28 protein-coding genes, 4 tRNA genes and 1 pseudogene are annotated in these 23,315 nt (G+C 65.2%); 12 read left to right on the forward strand and 21 right to left on the reverse strand.

The features are described 5' to 3' along the window. Positions 1-38 precede the first annotated feature (38 nt). The 5 genes from HVO_RS18145 to HVO_RS18165 form a co-directional block, all read right to left on the reverse strand. On the reverse strand, positions 39-818 hold the full coding sequence (locus HVO_RS18145) for a DNA-directed RNA polymerase subunit D (RefSeq protein WP_004043026.1): 780 nt from the start codon (positions 816-818) through the stop codon (positions 39-41). Between the two features lie 6 nt (positions 819-824). Then, a complete protein-coding gene (locus HVO_RS18150) occupies positions 825-1,217 on the reverse strand; it encodes a 30S ribosomal protein S11 (RefSeq protein ID WP_004043027.1) in 393 nt (130 codons plus the stop codon). After that, on the reverse strand, positions 1,214-1,741 hold the full coding sequence (locus HVO_RS18155) for a 30S ribosomal protein S4 (protein WP_004043028.1): 528 nt from the start codon (positions 1,739-1,741) through the stop codon (positions 1,214-1,216). The genes HVO_RS18150 and HVO_RS18155 overlap by 4 nt, the downstream gene beginning before the upstream one ends. Further along, a complete protein-coding gene (locus tag HVO_RS18160; protein WP_004043029.1) occupies positions 1,738-2,241 on the reverse strand; it encodes a 30S ribosomal protein S13 in 504 nt (167 codons plus the stop codon). The genes HVO_RS18155 and HVO_RS18160 overlap by 4 nt, the downstream gene beginning before the upstream one ends. 23 nt (positions 2,242-2,264) lie before the next feature. Further along, a tRNA-Ser gene (locus tag HVO_RS18165) sits at positions 2,265-2,349 on the reverse strand. Between the two features lie 206 nt (positions 2,350-2,555). On the opposite strand from HVO_RS18165, the gene HVO_RS18170 reads away from it, so the two are divergent. Next, the gene (locus tag HVO_RS18170; RefSeq protein ID WP_004043030.1) at positions 2,556-2,903 is read left to right on the forward strand and encodes a thioredoxin family protein; all 348 of its coding nucleotides are present in this window, start codon (positions 2,556-2,558) and stop codon (positions 2,901-2,903) included. A 77-nt stretch (positions 2,904-2,980) separates the two neighbouring features. On the opposite strand, the gene HVO_RS18175 is transcribed toward HVO_RS18170, so the two are convergent. The 3 genes from HVO_RS18175 to moaA form a co-directional block, all read right to left on the reverse strand. Beyond that, positions 2,981-3,451 (reverse strand): zinc ribbon domain-containing protein, encoded by a 471-nt coding sequence (locus HVO_RS18175; protein WP_004043031.1) that lies wholly within the window; start codon positions 3,449-3,451, stop codon positions 2,981-2,983. Positions 3,452-3,698: 247 nt separating this feature from the next. Continuing rightward, positions 3,699-4,154: a universal stress protein gene (locus tag HVO_RS18180; protein WP_004043032.1), complete on the reverse strand. Its 456-nt coding sequence runs from the start codon at positions 4,152-4,154 to the stop codon at positions 3,699-3,701. A gap of 52 nt (positions 4,155-4,206) precedes the next feature. Beyond that, positions 4,207-5,169: a GTP 3',8-cyclase MoaA gene (gene moaA / locus HVO_RS18185; protein WP_004043033.1), complete on the reverse strand. Its 963-nt coding sequence runs from the start codon at positions 5,167-5,169 to the stop codon at positions 4,207-4,209. Between the two features lie 180 nt (positions 5,170-5,349). Between moaA and HVO_RS18190 the strand changes: the two genes are divergently transcribed. The 5 genes from HVO_RS18190 (at position 5,350) to HVO_RS18210 (ending at position 8,595) form a co-directional block, all read left to right on the forward strand. Further along, positions 5,350-6,390 carry an Mrp/NBP35 family ATP-binding protein gene (locus HVO_RS18190; RefSeq protein WP_004043034.1) on the forward strand — a complete coding sequence of 347 codons (1,041 nt, stop codon included), beginning with the start codon at positions 5,350-5,352 and terminating at the stop codon, positions 6,388-6,390. After that, positions 6,387-6,716, forward strand: coding sequence for a hypothetical protein (locus HVO_RS18195; protein WP_004043035.1), 330 nt, complete (start codon positions 6,387-6,389; stop codon positions 6,714-6,716). The genes HVO_RS18190 and HVO_RS18195 overlap by 4 nt, the downstream gene beginning before the upstream one ends. Positions 6,717-6,988: 272 nt before the next feature. Further along, positions 6,989-7,624, forward strand: a complete 636-nt coding sequence (locus HVO_RS18200) for a uracil-DNA glycosylase (protein WP_004043036.1) — start codon at positions 6,989-6,991, stop codon at positions 7,622-7,624. 82 nt (positions 7,625-7,706) lie between these two features. Beyond that, complete coding sequence (locus tag HVO_RS18205; RefSeq protein WP_004043037.1) at positions 7,707-8,465, forward strand: hypothetical protein; 759 nt, start codon at positions 7,707-7,709, stop codon at positions 8,463-8,465. Between the two features lie 46 nt (positions 8,466-8,511). Further along, positions 8,512-8,595, forward strand: a tRNA-Ser gene (locus HVO_RS18210). A gap of 201 nt (positions 8,596-8,796) precedes the next feature. Here HVO_RS18210 and HVO_RS18215 read toward each other — a convergent pair. Continuing rightward, positions 8,797-9,528 carry a GNAT family N-acetyltransferase gene (locus tag HVO_RS18215; RefSeq protein WP_004043038.1) on the reverse strand — a complete coding sequence of 244 codons (732 nt, stop codon included), beginning with the start codon at positions 9,526-9,528 and terminating at the stop codon, positions 8,797-8,799. Positions 9,529-9,662: 134 nt separating this feature from the next. Here HVO_RS18215 and HVO_RS18220 point away from each other — a divergent pair, with 134 nt between their 5' ends. Further along, positions 9,663-9,983 carry a DUF5785 family protein gene (locus tag HVO_RS18220; protein ID WP_004043039.1) on the forward strand — a complete coding sequence of 107 codons (321 nt, stop codon included), beginning with the start codon at positions 9,663-9,665 and terminating at the stop codon, positions 9,981-9,983. Positions 9,984-10,016: 33 nt separating this feature from the next. Here HVO_RS18220 and udk read toward each other — a convergent pair whose 3' ends face one another. Next, positions 10,017-10,712 carry a uridine kinase gene (gene udk / locus HVO_RS18225; RefSeq protein ID WP_004043040.1) on the reverse strand — a complete coding sequence of 232 codons (696 nt, stop codon included), beginning with the start codon at positions 10,710-10,712 and terminating at the stop codon, positions 10,017-10,019. Positions 10,713-10,898: 186 nt separating this feature from the next. On the opposite strand from udk, the gene HVO_RS18230 reads away from it, so the two are divergent. Together HVO_RS18230 and HVO_RS19650 are read left to right on the forward strand one after the other, a co-directional pair. Next, a complete protein-coding gene (locus tag HVO_RS18230) occupies positions 10,899-12,212 on the forward strand; it encodes an ABC transporter substrate-binding protein (protein WP_013035593.1) in 1,314 nt (437 codons plus the stop codon). A gap of 119 nt (positions 12,213-12,331) precedes the next feature. Next, positions 12,332-13,253: pseudogene (locus HVO_RS19650) on the forward strand (hypothetical protein); the annotation flags it as partial. A gap of 72 nt (positions 13,254-13,325) precedes the next feature. On the opposite strand, the gene HVO_RS18240 reads toward HVO_RS19650, so the two are convergent. Genes HVO_RS18240 through HVO_RS18255 form a run of 4 tightly spaced genes read right to left on the reverse strand, consistent with a single transcriptional unit; the run spans position 13,326 to position 17,212 of the window. Beyond that, entirely contained in the window at positions 13,326-14,087 is a 762-nt protein-coding gene (locus HVO_RS18240; RefSeq protein ID WP_004043043.1) for an ABC transporter ATP-binding protein, read from the reverse strand. Further along, complete coding sequence (locus HVO_RS18245) at positions 14,084-14,947, reverse strand: ABC transporter ATP-binding protein (RefSeq protein ID WP_004043044.1); 864 nt, start codon at positions 14,945-14,947, stop codon at positions 14,084-14,086. Before HVO_RS18245 ends, HVO_RS18240 begins: the two co-directional genes overlap by 4 nt. After that, positions 14,940-16,277 carry a branched-chain amino acid ABC transporter permease gene (locus HVO_RS18250; RefSeq protein WP_004043045.1) on the reverse strand — a complete coding sequence of 446 codons (1,338 nt, stop codon included), beginning with the start codon at positions 16,275-16,277 and terminating at the stop codon, positions 14,940-14,942. The genes HVO_RS18245 and HVO_RS18250 overlap by 8 nt, the downstream gene beginning before the upstream one ends. Next, positions 16,274-17,212, reverse strand: a complete 939-nt coding sequence (locus tag HVO_RS18255) for a branched-chain amino acid ABC transporter permease (protein WP_004043046.1) — start codon at positions 17,210-17,212, stop codon at positions 16,274-16,276. Before HVO_RS18255 ends, HVO_RS18250 begins: the two co-directional genes overlap by 4 nt. Before the next feature lie 328 nt (positions 17,213-17,540). Between HVO_RS18255 and HVO_RS18260 the strand changes: the two genes are divergently transcribed. Both HVO_RS18260 and HVO_RS18265 read left to right on the forward strand, forming a co-directional pair. Further along, a complete protein-coding gene (locus tag HVO_RS18260) occupies positions 17,541-18,077 on the forward strand; it encodes a GNAT family N-acetyltransferase (RefSeq protein ID WP_004043047.1) in 537 nt (178 codons plus the stop codon). Positions 18,078-18,088: 11 nt separating this feature from the next. After that, a tRNA-Thr gene (locus HVO_RS18265) sits at positions 18,089-18,162 on the forward strand. A 36-nt stretch (positions 18,163-18,198) separates the two neighbouring features. On the opposite strand, the gene HVO_RS18270 is transcribed toward HVO_RS18265, so the two are convergent. Next, complete coding sequence (locus HVO_RS18270) at positions 18,199-18,618, reverse strand: hypothetical protein (protein WP_004043048.1); 420 nt, start codon at positions 18,616-18,618, stop codon at positions 18,199-18,201. A gap of 276 nt (positions 18,619-18,894) precedes the next feature. Between HVO_RS18270 and HVO_RS21650 the strand changes: the two genes are divergently transcribed. Then, positions 18,895-19,053 carry a DUF7563 family protein gene (locus HVO_RS21650; protein ID WP_013035319.1) on the forward strand — a complete coding sequence of 53 codons (159 nt, stop codon included), beginning with the start codon at positions 18,895-18,897 and terminating at the stop codon, positions 19,051-19,053. 12 nt (positions 19,054-19,065) lie between these two features. Here the strand turns inward: HVO_RS21650 and HVO_RS18275 are convergent, their stop codons facing one another. The 6 genes from HVO_RS18275 to sdhC all read right to left on the reverse strand — a co-directional run bounded on the left by HVO_RS18275 (position 19,066) and on the right by sdhC (position 23,301). After that, positions 19,066-19,284 (reverse strand): helix-turn-helix domain-containing protein, encoded by a 219-nt coding sequence (locus HVO_RS18275; protein WP_004043049.1) that lies wholly within the window; start codon positions 19,282-19,284, stop codon positions 19,066-19,068. A 222-nt stretch (positions 19,285-19,506) separates the two neighbouring features. Continuing rightward, a tRNA-OTHER gene (locus HVO_RS20705) sits at positions 19,507-19,604 on the reverse strand. Positions 19,605-19,750: 146 nt separating this feature from the next. Continuing rightward, the gene (locus HVO_RS18280) at positions 19,751-21,598 is read right to left on the reverse strand and encodes an FAD-binding protein (RefSeq protein ID WP_004043050.1); all 1,848 of its coding nucleotides are present in this window, start codon (positions 21,596-21,598) and stop codon (positions 19,751-19,753) included. A gap of 55 nt (positions 21,599-21,653) precedes the next feature. Continuing rightward, positions 21,654-22,535 (reverse strand): succinate dehydrogenase/fumarate reductase iron-sulfur subunit, encoded by an 882-nt coding sequence (locus HVO_RS18285; RefSeq protein WP_004043051.1) that lies wholly within the window; start codon positions 22,533-22,535, stop codon positions 21,654-21,656. Next, positions 22,535-22,906, reverse strand: coding sequence for a succinate dehydrogenase hydrophobic membrane anchor subunit (locus HVO_RS18290; RefSeq protein ID WP_004043052.1), 372 nt, complete (start codon positions 22,904-22,906; stop codon positions 22,535-22,537). The genes HVO_RS18285 and HVO_RS18290 overlap by 1 nt, the downstream gene beginning before the upstream one ends. Then, positions 22,906-23,301 carry a succinate dehydrogenase, cytochrome b556 subunit gene (gene sdhC, locus HVO_RS18295; RefSeq protein ID WP_004043053.1) on the reverse strand — a complete coding sequence of 132 codons (396 nt, stop codon included), beginning with the start codon at positions 23,299-23,301 and terminating at the stop codon, positions 22,906-22,908. Before sdhC ends, HVO_RS18290 begins: the two co-directional genes overlap by 1 nt. Between the last annotated feature and the right edge of the window lie 14 nt (positions 23,302-23,315).

The following is a 23,315-nucleotide window of genomic DNA, read 5'->3' on the forward strand; positions in this document are numbered from 1 at the left end:
GGGCGAACGCCGGTGTTGAGACGGGGCAGTGTTCATTCTTACAGTGCGACCTTCTCTTCGAGTTCGGCCGCGCGGTCACCCAAGGAGGCGACGGCGCGCGTCACGAGCTCGTCGACGTCGAACGACCCGTCCGTCTCCACACTGAAGACGAACGCGCCGGGCACGTCGTGTACTTCGACCTCTTTCCCGGGGTACCGCTCCGTCAGGTCGTTGCCGAACGTCTCCGTCGCGACGAGGTCGCCGTCTTCGGCGTCCCCCTCGGCGTGTTCCGCCGCGGCCTCTTCGATGACGCCGCGGAGGATGTTCGGCTCCTGTTCATCGAACTCGCCGGCGTCGCCGACGACCTCCACGCGCTGGAGGTGTCGGTAGCCGACGGCGACCCCGCCTTGGTTCTTGGCGTGGTCTTTTCCGTGGCCGAGGACGGCGTCGGCCTCGAACTCGAGGCGCTGGCCCTCCTTCAGCTCGATGATGGGGATGTTCTCGTCCGCCGGGACGACCATGTCGTCCGCGGATTCGATATCCCCGGAGTAGGCGGTTGCCGGCCCGTCGACTTCGAGCGCGACGGTGACGGTGTCACCGGGTTCGAAGTCGTCGAGAGGCGTGGTCAACGGAACCAGACCGAGACGAAGCCCGATCATCTCGTCGAACATGACCGAGGTGTTCTCCACGAACCGAACGGTGTCGATGGAGAACGTCGGCACGTCGGCGACCATCGCCCGGCGAATGCCGTTGGCTAGCGCCGGGGTCAGACCGCGCGCGACGAAACGGGCGCGTCGGTCTTCGCGTTCGATGAACTCGACCTGGAAGTCGTTTACCATGGTGTGTTAGAGTCGGCTGTTTTTCGGCGCGCGAGTTCCGTCGTGCGGAATCGGCGTCACGTCCTCGATGCGACCGATCTCGAGACCGGCGCGAGCGAGGGCGCGAATCGTTGCCTGTGCGCCGGGTCCGGGGCTCTTGTTACCGTTGCCACCGGGACCGCGAACGCGGACGTGCAGACCGGCGATACCGGCCGCCTTAATCTGGTCGGCGACGCTCTCTGCCATCTGCATGGCCGCGTACGGAGATGCCTCGTCACGGTTCTGCTTGACGACGGAGCCACCGGACGATTTGACGATAGTCTCGGCGCCCGTGATGTCAGTCACCGTGATGAGCGTGTTGTTGAACGATGCGTGAACGTGGGCGATACCCCACTTGTCACCGGTTTCGGATTCGCTCATTCTTGGGCCTCCGCGCGCTCAGGGTGCAGTTCGTCCGCGAGCTTCGACGTCTCGTCGAACGCCACGGTGTCCTCTTCGTCGACCTCGACCTTGCGGGAGGGGACGGTCGTCCGCGCACCGTCGACGGTCACGTGACCGTGGACGATGAACTGACGGGCCTGCTGGGGCGTCTGTGCGAGCCCCTTGCGGTAGGCGACCGTCTGGAACCGACGTTCGAGGATGTCGGTCACGTCGAGACGCAGCGTCTGGGAGATGTCGTCCTCCGCAGAGAGGATGCCGTAGCGGCGCATGCGCGCCATGAACTCGGCACCGAGCGACTCGGCTTCTTCGACGTCGCCCTGGGCCTCGCCGAGGAGGCGTCGCGCCTCGCGGCGGAGGTTGCGCAGTTCGGACTGCGCGCGCCAGAGCTCTTCCTTGTTCTTGAGACCGTACCGAGAGAGGAGGTCCGATTCCTGTGCGATGCGCTCGCCCTGGAACGGGTGATTCGGGGTCTCGTAGAACTTGGTGTTGTTACCCGTCGTCATTCTTCAGCCTGCGCCTCCTTGATCTCCTCGACGTTGACACCGATGGTGCCTTCGGTACGTCCAGTGGACTTCGTCCGCTGGCCGCGAACCTTCTGGCCGCGCTGGTGTCGAACGCCCTTGTAGGAGCTGATCATCTTCATGCGGTTGATATCATGCCGCCGCTTCTCTTCGAGGTCCGAACCCGTGATGTGGTCGGTGTCACCGGAGAAGAAGTCCTTCCGTCGGTTTGCCATCCACTCGGGGGCGTGGTCCTCGAAGTTCTCGACGACATCGACAACGGCGTCGATCTCGCCTTCGGGGAGCTTACCGAACAGCGCCGTTCGGTCCACTTCCGCGGCGTCGGCGATGATGCGCGCTGTGCGCTTGCCGATACCCTTCATGTCCGTCAGACTGCGCTCTACCGTCTTCGTTCCGTCAAGGTCGGTCTGACCAATTCGGATGAAGTAACGGAGGTCCTCTTCCTCCTCCGGAGAGCTGTCCTGTGGTTCTTCTGCACTCATGACTTTGGAAGTCGTGTTGTGAGCGTTGCGGCGGGGATTCGAACCCCGGGGGCTTGACGCCACTGAGTTAGCAACCCAGCGCCTTGGGCCAGGCTTGGCTACCGCAACACTTCGGTCGTGTTAGTTTCGCCCTTCCGGACTCGGGGACGACATTCCCCTACATCGATTGCATCCGTTACGAGACGGTGGCATTACTTAAACATCACGAAAGGGACCTCGCGTGACAGCCCGAGTCACCTCCGCTCGCCGCCGAATCGTGGTATGGTACACCACCTCTCCAAAATCATAAGAGCTCTGGTTACGTATTCGCGTCAATGAGTTCGACAGAGTCCGCGACCGCGCCGACGAAGCCCGTTCGAATCGACACCGTCGAGGAACTCGACGCCCTCGTGGCCGAACACGACCGCGTCCTCCTCGACATCTACACGAAGGGCTGTACGCTGTGTCAGAGCATCGAACCCGTCCTCGGCAACGTCTCGAAAGCAACCGACGTGGTCGTCGCGATGCTGAACCCGCAGACGGATATGTCGGTCGCAGAGCGGTACACGATTCGGAGCGTCCCGACGCTCCTCCTGTTCGAAGACGGCGAACTCGTCGACCGCCTCGCCGACGGCTTCCAAGGGGCGCAGGCGGTCGTCGACTTCGTCGAGAAAGAGCGGTAAGGTCGGGTCGCGTCAGTTCGGCGTGGACTCCGTCGGGGGTTCGGATGGGGGCACTCTTTCGACCCCGCGGTGGCATCTCAGCGGTCGGCCGGGTCGTCGAGGGGGGTCGTACACCAGTGGCAGAAGTCGATGTCGGCGTCGACCTCGCGACCGCATTCGGGGCACGTAACGGTGGCCGCGTCGGGGTCGGCGACGGGATCGGTGACGGTGGCCGCCGACTCCTCGGCGTCTTCGACGGCGGAGCGGTCCGCCCGCGCCGCGGCCTGCCGCAAGCCGAGGAAGAAGGCGTCGAGGACGCTCGCGAAACTCACCACGAGGATGGGGACCAGTTCCCTGAGCACCGCGGCGAACTCCGACGGCGGGATGACCGCACCGCCTATCAGCGGGTCGAACGCCTCCGCCGGAACGAACAGCGCGGACACCGCGAACGTGAGAAGCACCCAGAACGCGGCCCGCCGCCAGCGTCGTAGATACAGATGCCCGAGGCCCGTGATGACGAGGCCGAGTATCGCGGCGAGCCAGGGGCGGAGTTTCGTGAGTGCGGACATACGTGGACTCGATTGGGATTCGCTCATGAGAGTTCCGTTCGTAAAGCGTCGGTGGAGTCGCGGTCGGGGTCGGGGTCGGAAGCCAGTTCGCGTGCGATGCAGCGGCCGGGGAGCAGTAAACGGATTCGGCGGGTCGGCTTGTGGAGGTCCGGGCGGTCCGTTGCGGCCGCCCGCACGCCCGAGCAACACGCGACGGTTCGTGGTGCGCACGTATAAATTGAACAGAACTACAAACGGATTCGGCGTTTCATCGTCGCCCGCGCGGCCCGGAAGTATCGCCGTCGCCCGCGCTCGGTGGGACGACGAGTGTCGGAACCTCCGCGTGGCGGACGACGCGACTGGCGACGGTTCCGGCGGCACGGTACCCCGCAAGCCGAGCCTCGTCGTCCCCACCGACGCCGAGGACGACCGCTGTCGCGGCCGGCCCGCCGACGACTTCCGAAGTCAGACGAACGCCCGCGAGGAGCGCCCGACGCGTGACCGCGCCGACGGCTTCCTCCGCTTCGAAGGCGGCGCTGGCGGACGCTCCGGCGGTTTCGGTTTCGGTCGTCTCGGTCGCGGAGGACTGCGGCGTACCGGTCGCGGAGACGGCTTGGAGCGACGCGTCGAGGACGCGGGCGAGAAACAGCGCGTGGGCCGCGGCGGTCGCCGCGGAGGCGCTTCCGTCCGTCGCGAGAACCACTCGCTCGACGGTGACAGTCATGCGCCCCGAGAAGTCGTCGGAGGAGAAAAACTCGCGCGTCGGAGGGGCGTTCTCAGGCCCCGATGTACTCTTCGTTTATCGTCCAGCCGTCGTCGCCGTCGCGGACGAGGTACTCGCCGTAGTACGGCACGCGGTTTTCGACGACCGCTTCGAACGTCTCGCGGATGTCCTCGCGGGTCATCTCGCCCATCGGGCGTAGGTCGTCGTTGCGGTTGAGACAGCCCTTCAGGTATCCTTCGTGCGTCACGCGCACGCGATGGCAGTTGGCGCAGAACTCGGGGTTCTCGACGGGGTCGACGATTTCGACCATGCCCTCGCCGACGTAGTAGCGGCGGCGGTGGTGCATATCGCGGACCTCCACCTCGTCGGCGAGGTCGGTCAGCCACCGGTGGACGCGCTCGATGTCGATGTTCCACTCCGGCTTGCCCGTCAGTTCGGGCATATACTGGATGAGTTGGAGCTGTAACCCCGGGTTTTCTGCGACGTACTCGACCATCTCCTCGACGTGGCCCGCGGTCTTCGTGAACACGACCATGTTGAGCTTCACGGGCGTGAGGCCGGCGTCGACGGCGGCCTTGACGCCCTCCGTCACCTTGTCGTACGCGCCGGACTTCGTGATTTGCGCGAACGCCTCGGGGTCGAGGGCGTCCTGCGAGACGTTCACGCGGTCGAGGCCGGCCGCGACGAGGTCCTCGGCGCGGTCGCCGAGGAACGTCCCGTTGGTGGTGAGCGACGTCTCCATCGAGTCCGGCGTCCGCCGGATTATCTCTTCGAGGTCCGCGCGGAGCATCGGCTCGCCGCCGGTGAACTTCACCTTCTCGACGCCGTACTCCTCGACGACTTCGAGAAATCTGACCACGTCGTCGGCGCTCATCTCCTCGTCCGAGGCGTCCATCGGCCCGCGGGTGTCGCCCAGCCCCTCGTTGTGGCAGTAGACGCAGTCGAAGTTACACCGGTCGGTCAGAGAGATTCGAACGCCGGTTACCTCGCGGCCGAAGTCGTCCACCAGCACCATATACCGAATCCTGGGAGCGTACGTTGATAAATTCGCTGTCGATGACCGTGGCGTGGTAACTGGAATCCGTTACGCTCTCGGCGTCTCGAAGACGGTGTCGGTCGGGTCGTCGCCTGCGACCGTCACCGCGCGACGAGACCTTACAAAACCCTTATCGGCCGCACCGCCGGAGTGACGGACATGGACGAAGCCGACGTACGCGACCGCTTGCGTGCGGTCGAGGACCCCGACCTCGGAGACGACGTCGTCTCGCTCGGACTGGTGAACGCCGTCGAGGTGGACGGCGACACCGTCCGTATCTCGCTCGCGCTCGGTGCGCCGTACTCTCCGGCGGAGACGGACATCGGCCGCCGAATCCGCGAGGTGCTCGCCGAGGACGGGCTGGAGGTCGACCTCACCGCCAAAGTGCCGACCGACCGCGACCCCGACGAGGAGGTGCTCCCCGGCGTGAAGAACATCATCGCCGTCGCCTCCGGGAAGGGCGGCGTCGGCAAATCGACGGTCGCCGTGAACCTCGCGGCCGGCCTCTCGAAGCTCGGCGCGCGCGTCGGCCTGTTCGACGCCGACATCTACGGGCCGAACGTCCCGCGGATGGTCGCCGCCGAGGAAGCGCCGCAGGCGACCCAAGACCAGACCATCGTCCCGCCGGAGAAGTACGGGATGAAGCTCATGTCGATGGCGTTCCTCGTCGGCGACGACGACCCGGTCATCTGGCGCGGCCCGATGGTCCACCAGCTGCTCACCCAACTCGTCGAGGACGTGGAGTGGGGCAGCCTCGACTACCTCGTGCTCGACCTGCCGCCGGGCACGGGCGACACCCAACTGTCAATCCTCCAGACGCTCCCGCTCACGGGCGCGGTCATCGTCACGACCCCGCAGAACGTCGCCCTCGACGACGCCAACAAGGGCCTCCGGATGTTCGGCAAGCACGACACGAACGTCCTCGGCATCGTCGAGAACATGAGCACGTTCCGGTGTCCCGACTGCGGGAACCGCCACGACATCTTCGGCGCGGGCGGCGGCCGCGAGTTCGCCGCCTCGAACGACCTGCCGTTCCTCGGGGCGCTCCCGCTCGACCCGGCCGTCCGCGAGGGCGGCGACGGCGGCAAGCCCATCGTCCTCGAAGACGACGACGAGACGGCCGACGCGTTCCGCGTGATGACCGAGAACATCGCCGACATGGTCGGTATCGTCCAGCGGCGGAGCGTCAGCGAGCGATGAGCGACGACGGGCGACCCGACGCTGACGCGGACGTGGACACCGATGCTGACGCCGGCGCGGACACCGACGGCGATGCCGAGGAGGTCGACTGGGAGATGGCCCCGGACTCCGACGCCGACTTCCCCGCGGACCCCGAGCGCGTCGCGTTCCTCCGCGAAATCGCCGACGACATCTACGGCGAGTCCTCCGAGAGCCGGCAGGTGTCGGCCATCCTCTACCGCGTCAGCGACCTCTACGACCCCGACGGCGACACCTCGCCCGAGGAGATTTACCTGAACGTCCGCCACATCATGGACATCAAGGCGCAGGGCGGCATCGACCGCTGAACCGCTCTGACCACCGAACTGCCGCCGACCGACTCGCGTTCGCCTCCGCTCGGTTCACTTCCGCTTTTCCCGATTCCGCGATTCGAGCGACAGCGTCGTCTTCACCCACGAGTCCGCCTGTTCGTCCCACGTTCACTTTCACCACGCACCACCGCCGGCTCGGCCGAAGCCCGTCAGCGAGAGGTGGACGGACGGTGCAGGAGCGGGGTCGAGAGTGATGGACTATCTGCACGGACCGGGCGGGTTTTGGTCCCGGAGCCGAATTCGAGGGTGTGGACGCACACCAACGCCAGTTCCGGAACCCCTTCTCGATGGACACCGACTGCACGAACTGCTCGGGGCTCTGCGAGACGCGCGAGCAGGTCGTCCACGGCTACGGCGACGTGGGCGCGGAGTTCCTGTTCGTCGGCGAGGCTCCGACCGCGGCCGCGGAACGGACGGGCGTCCCTTTCACCGGCGACGAGGCCGGACGGCGCGTCCAGCGCATCCTCGGCGACCTCGGCTTCGTCCGGTCCGAACCGGACGCCGACGAGCCGGACGTACAGAACGTCTTTTTCACGTATCTCACGCGCTGTCGACACCCCGACCGCGGGCCGAGCGACGACGAGGTTGCGACCTGCGAGCCCTACCTGAACGCGGAGGTTCGGATGATAAACCCGCACATCATCGTTCCCGTCGGACAGGCCGCGCTGGAGGCGCTCGCGTTCGATTACACCACGCGCGCGGCCGACAGCTTCGACGTCGACGCGGAGCACGCGACGACCATCCGCGGCCGCGGCTTCGAACTCGTCCCGATGAAGGAGCCGGAGCGCCTGACCGACGCCGACGCCGAGGCGTTCGTCGAACACGTCCGCGAGTCCGTGTTCGGCCGGGACTACCGGCAGACGAAGGGACGGCAGAGTCGCTGAGTCGGGCGGACGATTCCCGTCGCGTCCGGGGCCGCGTCCCGCAAGCGGCGGGTTCAAGGGTTCCCCGGCGCGAGGGGTGGGTATGACGGTCATCGCCGTACTCGCCGAACCGCCGCGGCCGGGACTGGTGCTTTCGGAACTCGCGGAGACGAGTCCGCTCTCGGAGGCCGAAGCCGCGGACCTCTACGCCGCGATGCTCAAAGACGTCTGTATCGCCGTCGAGCGGTCGGGCGGCGACCTCCTCGTCAACTACCGCGCCGAGGACGAGCTCCCCGACGAGTTCGCCGGGGACCACGACTCGGAAGCCGAGATTCGGAGCGTCGTCGCCGACGCCCTCGGCGGCACCGACAACGCGCGGTTCGAACCGCAGGTCGGCTCGACGTTCTCCGCCCGCGCGGGTAACACCGTCTCGCATCTGCTCAACGAGGAGGAGGAGGTCCACTCGGCGGCAGTCGTTCGACCCATCGCGCCGCTGCTCGGCCGCACGCACCTCGACAGCGCGGCGATGAAGCTCCGGAGCACGCCGGTCGTCCTCGGCCCCTCGACGGAGGGCCGCGTCTACTTCTCGGGCTTCCTCGACCCCATCGACTTCACCGACGCCTACGCGGAGCCGGAAGTCGAGACGCTCGCTCGCCGCGCCGACGACGCGGGTCACGGCCTCGACTACGTCCCGATGCTTCCGGTCCTCGAAACGGGCGCGGACCTCGCCACGGTCGTGCCGATGCTCCGGTCGCGGGTCGAATCCGAGCGGCTCGTCCCCGAGCACACGACGACGTTCGTCTTCGAGGAGGGACTCCGGGTCGAGTCGACCGACGGCGTGTTGGAACTCGTCCGCGACTGAGCGAAGCGACAACTCTTAGGTATCCGACTCAAAATCCCCGTGTGAAGGTGGGATGGCGGAGTGGCCTAACGCGCCTGCCTTGAAAGCAGGTTTCCTCACGGAATCCTGGGTTCAAATCCCAGTCCCACCGCATTCTGACGCGAACGACTCGGCGAGCACCGCGTAGCGTGTGCTCGCCGGCGTGAGCGTTGATTCGGTCAACTGGGATTTGAAGCAGGGAGCGGAGCGAACGACGTGAGCGGAGCGAGTGAGGTTCAACTCCCAGTCCCATCGCATCCACTCCAAGCGACACCAACAACCCCGAAAAAGCGACCCACAGCCCTCGACCCGTTCAGAACCGGTACGCCATCATCACCTCGTCGACGTGTTCGTCACCGATGGTGTAGTGGTCTCTGCGAATCGCCTCGGTCTCCCAGTCGTGGTCGCCGAGGAACTCCAGCGCGCGGTCGTTCGTCATCGGGACGCTGTTGTACACTTTCCGGAAGCCGTTGGCTTCGGCCCAGTCGAGGCCGCGGCGCAACAGGAGGCTGCCGATGCCCGCCCCGCGGTAGTCCTCCTTGACGCCGACGGTCTGCTGGGCGGTCTCGCGGATGCGCGACACCTGCGGGAGGTCGAGGTGCGTCCAGCCGACGACCTCCTCGCCGAGCGTCGCGACGAAGAACACGCGGGACTCGACGCGGTTGTGACGCGTGACCGCCTCGTCGTAGAGGAGTTGTTCGGCGATGGTCTCGGCGACGACGTACGTCTCCTCGGAGGTCACGTCTCGAATCGCGTCGATGAGGCCCTCGAAGTCGCGTTGACGGCCGGGCCGGATAGTGACGATGCCGGCGTCGGTGTCGTGTTCCTCGATGGTGCCTACGTCGAGCGCCAACTGGAGCGTGCCGCCGTCTTCTTCGAGGTAGCCGCGCGATTTCAGTCGGTCGAGTTCGGTTCGGAACTCGTCGGACGGCACGGGCGCGACGTCGAGGAGGACGTTTCGCTTGGCGGTGCCGTGCCGCTCGACGTACTCGTAGATAACCTTGCTCGCCTCGGATTCGAACGTCGGGCGCTCGGTCGCTCGCATGACTCCAAGAACCATGGCGTGCCACGCGTATATTTCTTGTTCATCGGTAGCAAACACCGTGACCACGCGGCGTTTCGCATGACAGATATCAACAGATGCGTAACGGCTTTGAATCGGCCTGCCAACACTCGGGTATGGATTGGCCACACGACCCGGACGGCGAAGAGGGGAGCGAAGGCGGACGCAAGTACGGCCAGGCGGTCATCGCGAAGAAGGTCGACGAAGACGAGGACTTCCCGCTGAACAAAGCGGCGTTCGTCGAGGAGTACGGCGACCACCCCATCCGACTCGACTCCGAGCGCGTCGTCTCGCTTTCGGACATCTTCGAACACGTCGAAGGTGAGGAGTTCGACGACTTCGTCGAACTACACAAGGCCGTCGGCAAGGCGATGCGCGAAAACGACTTCTGGTTCTACGAGGGCGCAGCGCAGTTCGTCACCGGTAAGAAGGCGTAAGTTTCGAGATTGTTTTCGGCCCGCGACGGCGAGTTAGTTTCCGGACCCGCGGGACGAGGCCCGCTCTTGGACCTCCCGTTCGATGGCGTCGCGCTCCCAGGTGCGCGTCTCGTCGCCCTCGACTTCGGCCTGAACCTTCTCTTCGAGCAGCGTGACGGCGACGCTGTTTGCCCCTTCGGGGATGATGAGGTCGGCGTGTTTCTTCGTCGGTTCGATGAACTGCTCGTGCATCGGCTTGACCGTCGAGAGGTACTGGTCGATGACCCCCTGGAGGTCGCGTCCGCGGTCAATGGCGTCGCGCTGGATGCGCCGGAGGATGCGAACGTCGGCGTCGGTCTCGACGTAGAGCCGAAGGTCGAGCATCTCGTTTACGTCCTCGTCGTAGAGCGCGAGAATCCCTTCGAGAATGATGACGTCAGTCGGCTCGACGGTCTCACGCTCGGACTTTCGGTTGTGAATCTCGAAGTCGTACTGCGGCATCTCGACCGCCCGTCCCTCCATGAGCTCCGAGAGCTGTTCGTACAGCAGGTCCCACTCGAACGCGGAGGGGTGGTCGTAGTTCACCTGCTCGCGTTCGGCCATATCGAGGTGACTCTGGTCTTTGTAGTAGTTGTCAATCGGAATCCGGGTCACGGACTCACCGACGTTCTCCGTGATGAGTCGAGCCACGGTCGTCTTTCCGGCACCGCTGCCCCCGGCGATACCGATGACGAACGACGGGATGGTCATTGTCCCAAAGACGCCCGCGAACGGGTTTGAACGCAGCGGTTCGCCGGCTTCGACTGACGAGTATATAAAACACATTGACAGGCAGTTTCACACAACCGATTCTCGCACCGCCGTCGGTCGCAATTATCGTGGCTTTTCAAACTCGGGAAGTAAGTTTTATAGGTGGGAGTTGCCATTGGCTTTCACATGGTACGTGATATCGTACGCCGCGACTTCCTCAAGGGAGTGGGAGCCGCGGGCGCGGCAGGCTTGACTGGCTTATCCGGATGCATCGGTGGCGGCGGCGGTGGCGGCGGTCCCGAGGGGCTCGTCGTCATCGGCTACCCCGAAAGTGGTATTCAACTGTTCCGTGACTACTACAGCGCGTCCGACGGGAGCGAGGAGATACTCGTGCCCGACGGAATGCGCTCCGGGTCGATGCCCGGACAGGTCGGCAACGACATGGCGAACGTGACCGGGACAGCACCCGCCGCGGGCGGTCCGAACCAAGACACGTTCAACCAACTGTTCGAAGACGAGTACGGCGCGGCCCCGGGCGTCTTCACGTCGCAGACCTACGACTCGGTCGCGATTCAACTGCTCTCGAACGCCGCCGCCGGGGAGAACTCCGGCCCGGCCATCAAAGACCAGATGCGCCGGATGGCGAACCCCGATGGAATGACCGTCGGACCGGACAACCTCGTCGAGGGCATCGAGGCCGCCGCGAACGGTGAAGACATCGACTACCAGGGCGCGTCCTCGTCCGTCAACTTCGACGAGAACGGCGACCCGGCGGAAGCCGCGTACTCCATCTGGGAGTTCGACGCCGAGAACAACGCCACGTCGAGCGTCGAGACGCAGTCGTTCGCCGGCGAGAACTCCGACGGGGACGGCCCGTCCGCGGACAGCGGTCCGGGAGGTTCCGACCGCGAGATGTCGGTCGGCATCCTGCTGCCCGAAACCGGCGACCTCGCTGCCGTCGGTGCGCCGATGATTCAGGCCGCACAGATTCCTGTCATGCAGGTCAACGACGCCAACCCGGCCGGGCTCTCCGTCAACGCCCAAATCGAAGACACCCAAACGTCCCCGAGCTCCGGTGTCTCCGCCGCGCAGTCGCTCGTCTCCGCGGGTGTTCCGTCCGTCTGTGGGTCCGCGTCGTCCGGCGTGAACGTCCCCGTCTCGAAGCAGGCGTTCATCCCGAACGAAATCGTCGGTTGCTCGCCGTCCTCAACGGCTCTGTCCGTCTCGAACCTCGAAGACAACGACTTCATCTTCCGAACTGCACCGTCCGACTTCCTGCAGGGCCGCGTCATGGCACAGGTCATGGCCGAGCGCCTCGAAGTCAGTTCGGTCTCGACGCTGTACGTCAACAACGACTACGGCCAGCAGCTCTCGGAGCGCTTCTCGAACGTGTTCAGCGACTCGTTCGACGGCGAAGTGTACAACCAGGTCGCGTTCAACATCGGCGAGTCGTCGTACTCCTCCGTCATCGAGACGGCGCTCTCCGGCCCGGACAACTGAGACCGACTCGACAGACCCGACTTTTCTTTCGTCGCCGCCGACGCGAGCGGTTGCGCTCGACTGCCGCACACGACTCCCCGACACAAGACACTCACACGACCGCTGACAGATGTGAGTCGATGAAGCGCCGCGCCCTCCTCTCGACGGTCGCCGGTTCGGCCCTCGGGCTCGCTGCCGGCTGTCTCAGCGACTTGGACGAACCGGTTGAGACCCCCGTGAACCCACAGACGACGATGGCGACGACCGACCCGCCGACCGAGACGAACACGTCGGAACCGGACTCCAGCATCGGCCTCTCGGTCGTCAACGAGGACGACAAGTCGCACACGCTGTCGGTCCGTGTGACCGGCGGCGACGAGACGCGTTTCGTCGGGTCGCTCGACATCGGAGCGGGTCCCGGCCGCGGGCGGAGCGTCGAGAACGACCTCGTCGGTGAGAGAACTGTCCGCGTCGTCGCAGAACTCGAAGCGGGTGCGACGCTCGACTACGAGTGGACGGTCACCGACGAGACGCGCCATCTCGAACTCGTCGTCACGTCCGACGCGGACCTCGAACCGCGACAACGCGTGCGGCCGGCTCTCGACGCTGCCGATCTCCCGTACACCGTCACGGGTGCGAAAGACATCTTCGCACCGCCGAGCGCGACGATTCGGAATCGGAGCGACGCCGACGCTCGGCTCACCGTCGCCATCGACCACGACGGAAGCCGCGTTTTCGAACGCGCCTTCGACGCGGCGACCGACCGCGAGATTTCGACGCCGGCGCTCGTGGCGTCCCACGGGACCTACGAGGTGTCGTGGAGGCCGAAGACGGCCGCACCGCGACCCACGAGTGGGACATCTCGGAGAAGTGGGGCTGGCCGACGCTCGCGGTGCTCGTCGCGGCAGACGGCTCGCTTCGGGTCGGGTCTGGCTGGCCCAAGACGGCCTCGGTTCACGTCGAAAACGAGGGCGAGGCGGAGCGCGACCTGACGTGACGCTGACGCTCGTTCGACCCGCTGACGCGGACGCCGCTAGTGACGACGCCGGCGGTGGAGATGGCGACCTCTCGGTCGAGTCATTCGAGTACGTCTGCAGTTGATTGCCCAAAAAGAGCGTGGACCGCCGAGACGGGCTAGCCGCCGAGGAAGTCCTGCCGGACCTGTTCGTCTTCGAGGAGCGCGGTACCGGTGTCCATGTAGCGGTTCTGTCCGTTGGCTAAGACGTAACCACGGTCGCAGCGTCGGAGCGCTTCCTTCGCGTTCTGTTCGACCATCAGGACGGCCGTGCCGGCCTCGTTAATCTCGTCGATTTTGTCGAACATCTCCTCGACGAGGTCGGGCGCGAGCCCCGCCGAGGGTTCGTCGAGAAGCAGCAAGTCGGGGTCGAGCATGAGCGCGCGACCCATCGCGAGCATCTGCTGTTGCCCGCCGGACATCGTGCCCGCCTTCTGGTCTTTCCGCTCTCTGAGGATGGGGAACCGCTCGTAGACCGCCTCCATGGCGTCCTGCGGCACCTCGTCGAGGATGTACGCGCCCATCTCGAGGTTCTCTTCGACCGTCAGCGTCGGGAAGATGTTGTCGTTCTGCGGGACGTAACCGATGCCGACGTGGATGATGTCCTCGGGTCGACGCCCGGTGATGTCCCCGTCTTTGAACCGGACAGTCCCACCCATGTGGGCGGTCAGGCCGAAGACGGACTTCATCGTCGTGGACTTGCCGGCCCCGTTCGGGCCGACGATGGTGACGTACTCGCCGTCGAACACGTCCATGTCGACGTCGGTGAGAATCTGGAGGTCGCCGTAGCCGGCGTCGAGGTCGCGGACGCGCAGGAGCACGTCGTCGCGCCCTTCGACGCCCGCGCCGCTCGTCGCGTCGGTGTTGGCGTCGACGCTCATACGTTGCCTCCGAGGTAGGCCTCGATGACCTCTTCGTTGCTCCGAATCTCGTCCGGCGTCCCCTCCGTGAGCACCGAGCCCTGGTGGAGGACGATGACGTGTTCACAGTTGTTCATGATGAGGTCCATGTCGTGTTCGACGAGCAGGAACGTGTAGCCCTGCTCGCGGAGTTCGTGTACGTGTTCGAGCAGTTTCTTCTCGAGCGTGGGGTTGACCCCGGCGAACGGCTCGTCCAAGAGCAGCATGTCGGGGTCGGTCAGGAGGGCCCGCGCCATCTCGAGGAGTTTGCGCTGCCCGCCGGAGAGATTGCCCGCGTACTCCTCTGCGATGTGGGCGATGTCGAAGAAGTCGAGCACCTCCCAGACGCGTTCGAGGAGTTCCGCTTCCTGTTCGCGGACGTCGTCGCGGACGCCCGGCATGACCGAGCGCCACAGCGCCTCGCCGCGCTGGTGTTTCGGCGCGAGCATCATGTTTTCGAGGACGGTCATCTCGCTCAGTTCGCGGGCGATTTGGAACGTTCGGACCATCCCGCGGTTGGCGATTTGGTGGGGTTCCTCGCCGGTGATGTCCTCGCCGTTGAACGTGACCGTGCCGGCGTCGGGCTTGAGCATGCCCGTGATGAGGTTGAACGTCGTCGACTTCCCGGCCCCGTTCGGGCCGATGAGCCCCGTGAGCGTCCCGGACTCGACCTCGAAGGTCGCGCCGTCGACGGCGGTGATGCCGCCGAAGGACTTCTCCAGTCCCTCGACCTGAAGCGGGTAGTCGACCGACGTGTCGACGCCGGAGGCGAACGCGCCGAGCGCGGCCTCGTCGACCTTGTTCGCCACGTCTTCGACGGGCTGGTCGGCGGCGTCACTCATCGGTCTCACCTCCTTCGGCCGCGGCGTCGACGCCGCCGTCCGCGGCCATCGACTTCGGCCGCGACAGCGGGATGACGGACGCGGTCTCCTTGCGGTAGCCGAGCATCCCCTCCGGCCGGTTGTGCATCAGCCAGATGAGCACGAGGCCCATCACGACCAACTGGAGCTGTCGGATGCTGTCGACCGTGTACAGGAGGAACGGCACGGGGTCGAACTGCGAGATGAGCGGCGAGATGGCCTGTCCGAAGCCGGACGGCGAGTCGAAGTTGGGGAACACCGCCGACACGAGGTTCTGGAAGTACCGCGGTCCCTGGTAGAGCACCGCCGCGAAGACGGCCCCACCGAGGACGCTCCCCGTGTTCGAACCGGCCCCGCCGATGATGAGCGCGATCCAAATGAAGAACGTCACGCGCGGCCGGAAGAAGTTCGGCGTCACCGCGCCCTGTGGAACGAGCCAGAGGATGCCGGCGAGCCCCATGAGCGCACAGCCGAGCATGAACGACTTGATTTTGAACCGGTCGGTGTTCTTGCCGAGGGCGTTCGCGACGTCCTCGTCCTCGCGGATGGCCTTCAGCACGCGACCGAACGGCGATTCGCCGGTGCGCTTGAGCAGCCAGTAGAAGCCCGCGACGAACCCGAGGAGCAACAGCCCGTAGACGAGACCGTCGACGACCGGCTTGGGGTTCCTCGGCACGAGGACTTGGAAGGCATCGACGAAGCCGAGGTATCCGTTCCAGAGGCCGACGCCACGAAGCAGCGCCTCCAGCGGCGGGGAGAAGTCGAGGATGAGACCCGACCCGCCGCCGAATCCGACGCGGTTACCGAACAGCTGGAACTGCTGGAGTTCCCCGGAGAGGAAGCTGAACCGGACGATTTCCGACATCGCGATGGTGACGATTGCGAGGTAGTCGGCCCGCAACCGAAGCGCCGGGAGCGCGACCACGAGTCCCAACAGCGCGGCCGCGGTCATGCCGGCGAGGATACCCACCCAAAGCGGCAGGCCGAGGCCGCCGACCTGCGCCGCGCCGCCGGCGACGTACGTCGGCTTCGTCACGATTGCCGTGACGTAGACGCCGACGGCCATGAAGCCGACGATGCCGATGTTGAACAGCCCGGTGTACCCCCAATGGAGGTTGAGCGCGAGCGACAGCATGGCGAAGACGCCGATGTAGAACGTCAGCGTCGCGATGGAGTTGAGTTGACCGCGGAGCGTGTATCCGAGAACGACCCCCGCGAGGACGTACGCGAGGTACGTCCCGAGGAGGACCAGTACGATGAGGCCCGCGTCGCCGCCCGGGATGCGGGCGGTGAAGTCGTCGCGGACGCTCATGCGGTCGCCCTCCCGCTGAACAGCCCGGACGGTTTCACGAGGAGGATGACGATCATGACGACGAAGGCCGCGGCCCGCGAGAACGCCGAGGGAATCCACAGGACCGACATCGACGCCGTCAGTCCGATGACGAGGCCGCCGGCGATGGCCCCGTAGATGGAGCCGATGCCGCCGAGGATAACCGCGGCGAAGATGAGAAGCAACAGCAGCCACCCGTCGTTGAACCCGAGGGTCCCTTTCCAGAGGATGAACATGTAGCCCGCGACGCCGGTCAGCCCGCCGCCGATAATCCAGGTCGCGCGGACGACGCGCTCGGTCGAGATGCCGGTGATGAGCGCGAGGTCCTTGTTGTCGGCCATCGCGCGCATCGCCTTGCCGAGTTTCGTCCGCTGTAAGAGCACGTGGACGCCGAGCATCAGCGCCGACGCGACCACGAGGAGCGTGATGTCGTGGGCGTTGATGAACACCGTGCCGTCGATGAAGTCCAGCGACAGCGAGGGCGGTTGGGCGGTCGTGCCGCGCACGTCGGAGCCGAAGACGAACTGCATCAGGTAGCGAAGCGCGAACGCGACGCCGACGCTCGTGATGAGAAGCGTGATACCGTCCTCGTTTCGAATCGGTTTGAAAATGGTGCGGTCGACCGCGAGCGACAGCGCGATGGCGAAGCCGCCGGAGACGACGATACCGGCGACGACCGCGAGCGGCGTCGAGAGCATCCCGATGCCGAGCGTCCCGCCGTAGACCGACCCCCCGGCCCCGACGAGCAGGAGCGCGCCGATATCGGCGCGTCCCAACCCGGCGATGAGGTACGTCGTCGCCCACCCCGAGAACGCCCCGGCCGTGATGTAGTCGCCGTGGGAGAAGTTAGCGAAGTTTAGAATGCTGTACGTCATCGACAACCCGATGCCCGCGAGGCCGATTACGAGCCCCCGCATCAGACCATCCCAGACGAGCGTGCCAATGTCGGCAAACTGCGTCTGCCCCGTTGCTAACCCGCGAAGTAAGTCACCGAGTAGTACGACTACGATGACCGCCAAGACGAGCGCGAACGGACGCTCGATGGCGAACCGCCTTCCACGGGAGTAGGTTTCGGCAATACCCATTGATAACTATCCTCATGATATGTGCGGACGATAAACATAGATAAATCTTTCTTCATCGGTCGTCTTTACTGACCCCGCTTGACACCCCGCAGGACCTCGATTACTCGAATTCGGTCCGAATCGTCGACACTTAAAAGCGGGTAGAGTCCCGACAGGGACCATGCGCGTCAGTTCGGCGGCGTTTTCGGAGCTCGACGACCTCGTCGAGCTGTGGGTCGAACTCGCCGCGGACCAGCGGGCGTCCGGCTCGCACCTCCGAGCCGAGGCCAACCGAACACCGATACGGGAGGCGCTGGCTCGACACGTCGCCGCCGACGGCGTCCTCGTCGCCCGCGAGGGCGATGTGAGCAATGGCGGCACGGAGGTCGGAAGCAGCGCAGAGGACGCGGACGCCGACGGCCTCGTCGGGTTCGTCATGTTCGACATCGAGGCGGGAGCGTACGAACAGGACGCGACTCGCGGAATGGTTCGGAATCTGTTCGTCCGCCCGGCGTACCGAGACGCCGGCGTCGGAACGCGGTTGCTGGCGGCGGCGGAGGACGCGCTGGCCGACGCCGGCGTCGACGCCGTCGCGTTGGACGTGCTGGCGGACAACGAGGCCGCCCGTCGATTCTACCGGCGACACGGCTACCGGCCCCACCGCGTCGAACTGGAGAAATCGATGCGAAGCGATACACACTCAAAGGAGGACGGGTAATCGACAGACGCGCCAGGAGAGCATGGGCGGTTCATGCACTCGACTTGTAATCGAGACTTCGTGGGTTCAAATCCCACTCCTGGCTTCTCTCGCCGTTTCACTCACGTTTTCCGGACCGTCGTCAGTTCCGTCGAGTGGGAGACCGAACCCGGATGAGGAGCAACGACCCCGGAACGCCGAGGACGAGCGCGCGGAACGGGTTATGCTTGATGATAACGTCAGGGTCGAGCGGCTCCGACTGGAGGTCGGTGATTCGGATACACGAGTAGTAGACCGTGACGTGGGTCAGCACGTACGCGAACGCCGCGGGGACGACGGCCGGATACCGAATCCCGCCCATCGCCAGCCCCTCGAACGCGAGGGCCGTGAGCGCCGAGATGAAAAGCAGATTGCCCAGTTGGAGCGTGACGCCGGTCAGCGCCGTTATCGCGGTGTCGAACAGCGACGCGCCGTAGGGCGTGTACGTGAGCGCAGTGACGACTGCCACCGCTCCGAGAAAGAGCCCGGCGAACAACCCAGACAGCGCGTACACGAACTCCATTGGGGGGACCGTTAGGGGACCGACGGGTGCGAGGAATTTAGTTCTACCCCCCTCGTTATCGCGGCCGAAAATTAGACAACACCGCCGAGAGCGACGGGCCGCGGCGTCGAGACGGAATTTTATCTTTATCGGGAACGTCATGTTCGGTATGAACGGGACCGATCAATTCATGTTCGCCGTGACGCTTCTCATCTTCGCGCTCCTCCTCGTCGGCCTACTTCTCGCACTCGTCTAGGGAGAAAACTTATGTGATATTCATGGAGGATACTAGATACCATGCCGGAATGTCAGAACTGTGGTTCGTTCGTGACGCCCGCATACGCCCGAGTATTCACTCCCGATGGCATGGAGAACCCGCGCGTTTGCCCGAACTGCGAGGATATGGTCCGCGACGGCGCGCAGGTGCGGGCGGCGCGCTCACCGAGAAATCACTGACTCGCTGGGCCGTCACTGAGCGACGTGGTAGTGCTCGGCGTCCTGTCGGACGAAGCCGCGCTTCGAGAGCGTGCTGAGGATGCTGTAAAGGGCGATTTTCTTCATCTCCAACCCGTTCTGCAAGTCGGAGATGGACGCGCCGTCGTGCGTGGTGAGATAGAGGTACACGAGCTTGGCCGAGGGCGATTCGAGTTCGCCGGGGACTTCGATGGTCGGAACCGTCTGTTGCATGGTCGTTGTCATCCTCTTTGCTTCGACGATAATAAAACTCTCTTACAACAATCGTCGAAGTCTGGTGGTCGGGAGTGAGGCCGCGAACGTCACGAATTCGAGAGAATCGTCGCATCCATCACGAACGTACATCCGATTCGCTGCGGCGTTCGACGGCGCTAACTTCGACTGTCGTCGAAGGACGCGCGTCTCGGGTTCTCGGAGGACGCCGTCCCGAAGCGACGGAAGGGGCGGGAGTCGAACCACGCGAAGCCATTGAAAACCACCGGACCGACCGCGAGGGCCTGTGCCGGTGTGCTCTACCACTGAGCCACCCTTCCGGTCGCGCGTAGGGGTCGAGCGGGCAAATAGGCGTTGGTGGACTCGGCCGAAGCCCTCGGCTGTGGGGCGTTGGGTTCCATGCGATGCACCGCTCGAAAGCGGCGACGAAAGAGATTGATCGCGACTCGGACGGGGCGCAGTCGGGTCAGTAGCTCCGCGTCTTCGGCTCGTACGTCTTGTTCTCGCCTTCGAGGATGACCGGCTTGTACCAGAGTTCCGGGCGGCCGTCGTTCCACGAGAGCATCGTGTGCTTGAGCCACTCCTCGTCGCGGCGCTCTTGGTACTCCTTGCGCCAGTGGGCTCCGCGGAACTCGTTGCGCGCGAGTGCGCCGAGCGTGATGGCTTCCGCGATGTCGAGGATGTTGCGCATCTCCAGCGTCTGGAGGAGGTCCGTGTTGAACGTCCGCGACTTGTCGCCCACGAACACCTGCTGGTAGAGTTCGCGCGCCTCGCGGATGTCGCGAAGCGCGTCCTTGAGGGCCGACTCCTCGCGGAAGACGTTCACGTTGCGCGTCATCGACTTCTGGACGCGCTCGCGAATCTCGGCCTGCTGGATGCCGTCTTCGCGCTCCAGGAGGGTGTCGATGGTCTCGCGCTCGTCTTCGACGGCGCGCTGGACGAGGTCGGCCCCGGAGACGGACGCGCCGGCGTCCGCCGCCGTCCCGCCGTCGGCGACGGCGTCCTCACCGATACCCGCTTCGCCGAGTTCGACCGGCGAGTCGACCTCGCCGAGTTCGTACTCGCCTTCCTTGCCGGTCGTGATTTTGGCCTCCTCCATGTCCTTGCCCGCGGCGTGGTGGCCGGCGCGCTTGCCGAAGACGATGAGTTCGGGGAGCGCGTTGCCGCCGAGGCGGTTGCCGCCGTGGACGGAGGCGCAGGCGCACTCGCCTGCCGCGTAGAGACCGGAGATACAGGTCTCGCCGTTCTCGTCGGTCTCGATGCCGCCCATCGCGTAGTGCTGGCCGGGCTTGACCGGCATCGGCGCGTCGAGGGGGTTGACGCCCTCGAAGTCCTCCGAGAGGTGGACGATGTTCTCGAGGCGGTCGATGATGCGCTCTTCGCCGAGGTGGCGCATGTCGAGGTGGACGTACTCGTCTTCGATGCCGCGGCCCTCGTTGACCTCCGTGAGTTCGGCCCGGGAGACCACGTCGCGCGAGGCGAGTTCGCCGAGGTTGTTCGCGTAGCCGTACTCGAACATGAAGCGCTCGCCGTTCTCGTTGTAGAGGATGCCGCCCTCGCCGCGGACGCCCTCGGTGATGAGAACGCCCGTCGAGGGGAGCGTCGTCGGGTGGAACTGGATGAACTCCATGTCCTCCATCGGCGCGCCGGCGCGGTAGGCCATCGCGACGCCGTCGCCGGTGTTGGCGACCGCGTTCGTCGTGTGGTCGTAGACCTGTCCGAGCCCGCCGGTGGCGAGGATGACGCCGTTGCGGGCGCGGAAGCCCTCGACCTGGCCGGTCTGGACGTCGTAGGCGACGATGCCGTGACAGGTTCGGTCCTCCGGCTTCTCCTCGTCGGAGACGGCCAGTCGGGTCACGTGCCACTCGTCGTACACCTTGATGCCGCGCTTGACGAGCTGCTCGTACATCGTGTGGAGCAGCTGGTGGCCCGTCTCCGCGCCCGCGTAGGTGGTCCGCGGGAACGAGAGCCCGCCGAACGGCCGCTGGCTGACGCGGCCGTCGTCGTCACGGGAGAACGCCATCCCCCAGTGTTCGAGCTTGATGGTCTCTTTCGGGCTGTCCTTACAGAGGGTCTCGGCCGCCGGCGCGTCGGCCAGATAGTCCGAGCCCTTCATCGTGTCGTAGGCGTGGTCCTCCCACGAGTCGCCTTCGCGGAGCGCGGCGTTGATGCCGCCCTCCGCCGCGCCCGTGTGACTTCGGACCGGATGGAGCTTCGACACGATGGCCACGTCGGCCCCTTCCTCGTGTGCCGCAATCGCCGCGCGCAGGCCCGCCCCGCCCGCGCCGACTACGATAACGTCGTGTTCGTACATGGTGTGTTTGGGTGTGTCGTAGGGTTGGTCGAACTTCAGGGTTTCACCGGGAAGTTCACCAGAACTTCAGGTTGTTCTTAATCGCCTCGCGCTTGAGCTCCTGGATGTGCTCCGTGAGGGGGATGTCCTTCGGGCACACCTCCGTACAGGAGAACTGGGTCTGACAGCGCCAGACGCCGTGTTCCTGTTCGAGGATTTCGAGGCGGCGCTGCTTCATGTCCTCGCCTTCGCGTTCGTCCATGGCGAAGCGGTAGGCCTTGTTGATGGCCGCGGGACCGAGATACTCGTTGTCGCCGGCGGCGATGTTACACGAGGACATACACGCGCTACACCAGATGCAGCGGGTGGACATCTTGACCTTCTCGCGGTTCTCGCGCGTCTGGCGCTGCTCGTCGAGTTCGCCGTCCGGAAGCGAGTTCGTCTGGAAGTACGGCTCGACCGACTCCATCTGGTCGTAGAAGTGCTCCATGTCGACGACGAGGTCTTTGACCACGTCGGAGTGCGGGAGCGGTTCGACCCGAATCGGCTCCGAGAGGTCCGACAGTTGGGTCTTACAGCCGAGTCGCTGCGACCCGTTGACGAACAGCGCGTCGGACCCACAGATTGCCTGCCGGCAGGAGTGCCGGAAGGTAAGCGAGGAGTCGTAGTGGTCCCGTGCCCACATGAGCGCGTCGAGAATCGTCATGCCCTGTTTGTACGGGACGTGGAAGTCGTCGAAGCGGGGCTCCTGTTTCTCCGGCACCTCGGGGTCGTAGCGGAAGACCTTGAGGTGGTAGGTGTCGTCCGCGGAGCGCGCTTTCTCGGCCGCCTCGGCCTCGCGCTGCTCTTGGACGCGCTCGGCGCGCTCGCGCTTTTTGGCGTCGCGCTTCTGCTTGCCGGCGGACGCCGCCTCCGTGGCCGATTCCTCCTCGACAGTTTCGGGAACTTGCGTGCTCATTAGATGGGAACACCTCCGGCCCACTCGAGGGCCGTGCGGACGCCCTGCACGATGAGCAGGACGCTCGCGAGACCGAGAATCGCCTTGACCGCCGTCTTCCGGGTTCCAGAGAGACCCTGGTTGACGAGGGCGTTGTAGACGCCGTTGACCCCGTGGAACGTCGCGGTGACGAGGAACAGGATCATCAGCGAGAAGTACGTCAGCTGCTCCATGCGCGCCTGCGAGAGGGCGAACGTCACTTCGTCGGCGTGGTTGACGAAGTGGAGCAGGAAGAAGTGGAACGCCAGCACCACGACGAGGAAGGCGGCGGTCAGCCGCTGCCAGAGCCACCGCCGGCCGCCGGGCTCGAAGGACGTGTATCGTTCTGCCATTAGATGCTCACCCCCGAGAGGAACGTGGGGACGCTCGCAACGACGATGACACCCGTGAGGATGAGCGACGCGTAGAAGCTCTTGTCCTGTGCTTCCAGCCCGACGCCCAGGTCGACGAACAGCAGCCGCAGCCCGTTGAGGATGTGGAACACCGCCACCGCGAGCAGCCCGACTTCGAGAATACGCACGACCAGGAGGCTCTCGAGCGCCTGAATCGTGTTCGTGTACGCCGTCGCGCCCGAGAGGGCCGTCGACAACACGGCGATGTGGGTGAAGAGATAGCCCACAAGCACCCAGCCGGTGAACTTGTGGAATATCCAGGCCCACATGCCGGCCGAGAACTCCCGCCATCTGCTGAAGTCCTCGATGAGGCCCCGATTGTAAGACTGACTCATGCTCTTGTGAGTGT

The sequence above is a fragment of the Haloferax volcanii DS2 genome, from assembly GCF_000025685.1.
In the GTDB taxonomy this organism is placed as follows: Archaea; Halobacteriota; Halobacteria; order Halobacteriales; family Haloferacaceae; genus Haloferax; species Haloferax volcanii.

Bases quoted from the DNA above. Each gene is read 5' to 3' on its own strand.
- HVO_RS18145 (WP_004043026.1), bottom strand. From the start codon at position 818: ATGGTAAACGACTTCCAGGTCGAGTTCATCGAACGCGAAGACCGACGC.
- HVO_RS18150 (WP_004043027.1), bottom strand. From the start codon at position 1,217: ATGAGCGAATCCGAAACCGGTGACAAGTGGGGTATCGCCCACGTTCAC.
- HVO_RS18155 (WP_004043028.1), bottom strand. From the start codon at position 1,741: ATGACGACGGGTAACAACACCAAGTTCTACGAGACCCCGAATCACCCG.
- HVO_RS18160 (WP_004043029.1), bottom strand. From the start codon at position 2,241: ATGAGTGCAGAAGAACCACAGGACAGCTCTCCGGAGGAGGAAGAGGAC.
- HVO_RS18170 (WP_004043030.1), top strand. From the start codon at position 2,556: ATGAGTTCGACAGAGTCCGCGACCGCGCCGACGAAGCCCGTTCGAATC.
- HVO_RS18175 (WP_004043031.1), bottom strand. From the start codon at position 3,451: ATGTCCGCACTCACGAAACTCCGCCCCTGGCTCGCCGCGATACTCGGC.
- HVO_RS18180 (WP_004043032.1), bottom strand. From the start codon at position 4,154: ATGACTGTCACCGTCGAGCGAGTGGTTCTCGCGACGGACGGAAGCGCC.
- moaA (WP_004043033.1), bottom strand. From the start codon at position 5,169: ATGGTGCTGGTGGACGACTTCGGCCGCGAGGTAACCGGCGTTCGAATC.
- HVO_RS18190 (WP_004043034.1), top strand. From the start codon at position 5,350: ATGGACGAAGCCGACGTACGCGACCGCTTGCGTGCGGTCGAGGACCCC.
- HVO_RS18195 (WP_004043035.1), top strand. From the start codon at position 6,387: ATGAGCGACGACGGGCGACCCGACGCTGACGCGGACGTGGACACCGAT.
- HVO_RS18205 (WP_004043037.1), top strand. From the start codon at position 7,707: ATGACGGTCATCGCCGTACTCGCCGAACCGCCGCGGCCGGGACTGGTG.
- HVO_RS18215 (WP_004043038.1), bottom strand. From the start codon at position 9,528: ATGCGAGCGACCGAGCGCCCGACGTTCGAATCCGAGGCGAGCAAGGTT.
- HVO_RS18220 (WP_004043039.1), top strand. From the start codon at position 9,663: ATGGATTGGCCACACGACCCGGACGGCGAAGAGGGGAGCGAAGGCGGA.
- udk (WP_004043040.1), bottom strand. From the start codon at position 10,712: ATGACCATCCCGTCGTTCGTCATCGGTATCGCCGGGGGCAGCGGTGCC.
- HVO_RS18230 (WP_013035593.1), top strand. From the start codon at position 10,899: ATGGTACGTGATATCGTACGCCGCGACTTCCTCAAGGGAGTGGGAGCC.
- HVO_RS18240 (WP_004043043.1), bottom strand. From the start codon at position 14,087: ATGAGCGTCGACGCCAACACCGACGCGACGAGCGGCGCGGGCGTCGAA.
- HVO_RS18245 (WP_004043044.1), bottom strand. From the start codon at position 14,947: ATGAGTGACGCCGCCGACCAGCCCGTCGAAGACGTGGCGAACAAGGTC.
- HVO_RS18250 (WP_004043045.1), bottom strand. From the start codon at position 16,277: ATGAGCGTCCGCGACGACTTCACCGCCCGCATCCCGGGCGGCGACGCG.
- HVO_RS18255 (WP_004043046.1), bottom strand. From the start codon at position 17,212: ATGCGGGGGCTCGTAATCGGCCTCGCGGGCATCGGGTTGTCGATGACG.
- HVO_RS18260 (WP_004043047.1), top strand. From the start codon at position 17,541: ATGCGCGTCAGTTCGGCGGCGTTTTCGGAGCTCGACGACCTCGTCGAG.
- HVO_RS18270 (WP_004043048.1), bottom strand. From the start codon at position 18,618: ATGGAGTTCGTGTACGCGCTGTCTGGGTTGTTCGCCGGGCTCTTTCTC.
- HVO_RS21650 (WP_013035319.1), top strand. From the start codon at position 18,895: ATGCCGGAATGTCAGAACTGTGGTTCGTTCGTGACGCCCGCATACGCC.
- HVO_RS18275 (WP_004043049.1), bottom strand. From the start codon at position 19,284: ATGCAACAGACGGTTCCGACCATCGAAGTCCCCGGCGAACTCGAATCG.
- HVO_RS18280 (WP_004043050.1), bottom strand. From the start codon at position 21,598: ATGTACGAACACGACGTTATCGTAGTCGGCGCGGGCGGGGCGGGCCTG.
- HVO_RS18285 (WP_004043051.1), bottom strand. From the start codon at position 22,535: ATGAGCACGCAAGTTCCCGAAACTGTCGAGGAGGAATCGGCCACGGAG.
- HVO_RS18290 (WP_004043052.1), bottom strand. From the start codon at position 22,906: ATGGCAGAACGATACACGTCCTTCGAGCCCGGCGGCCGGCGGTGGCTC.
- sdhC (WP_004043053.1), bottom strand. From the start codon at position 23,301: ATGAGTCAGTCTTACAATCGGGGCCTCATCGAGGACTTCAGCAGATGG.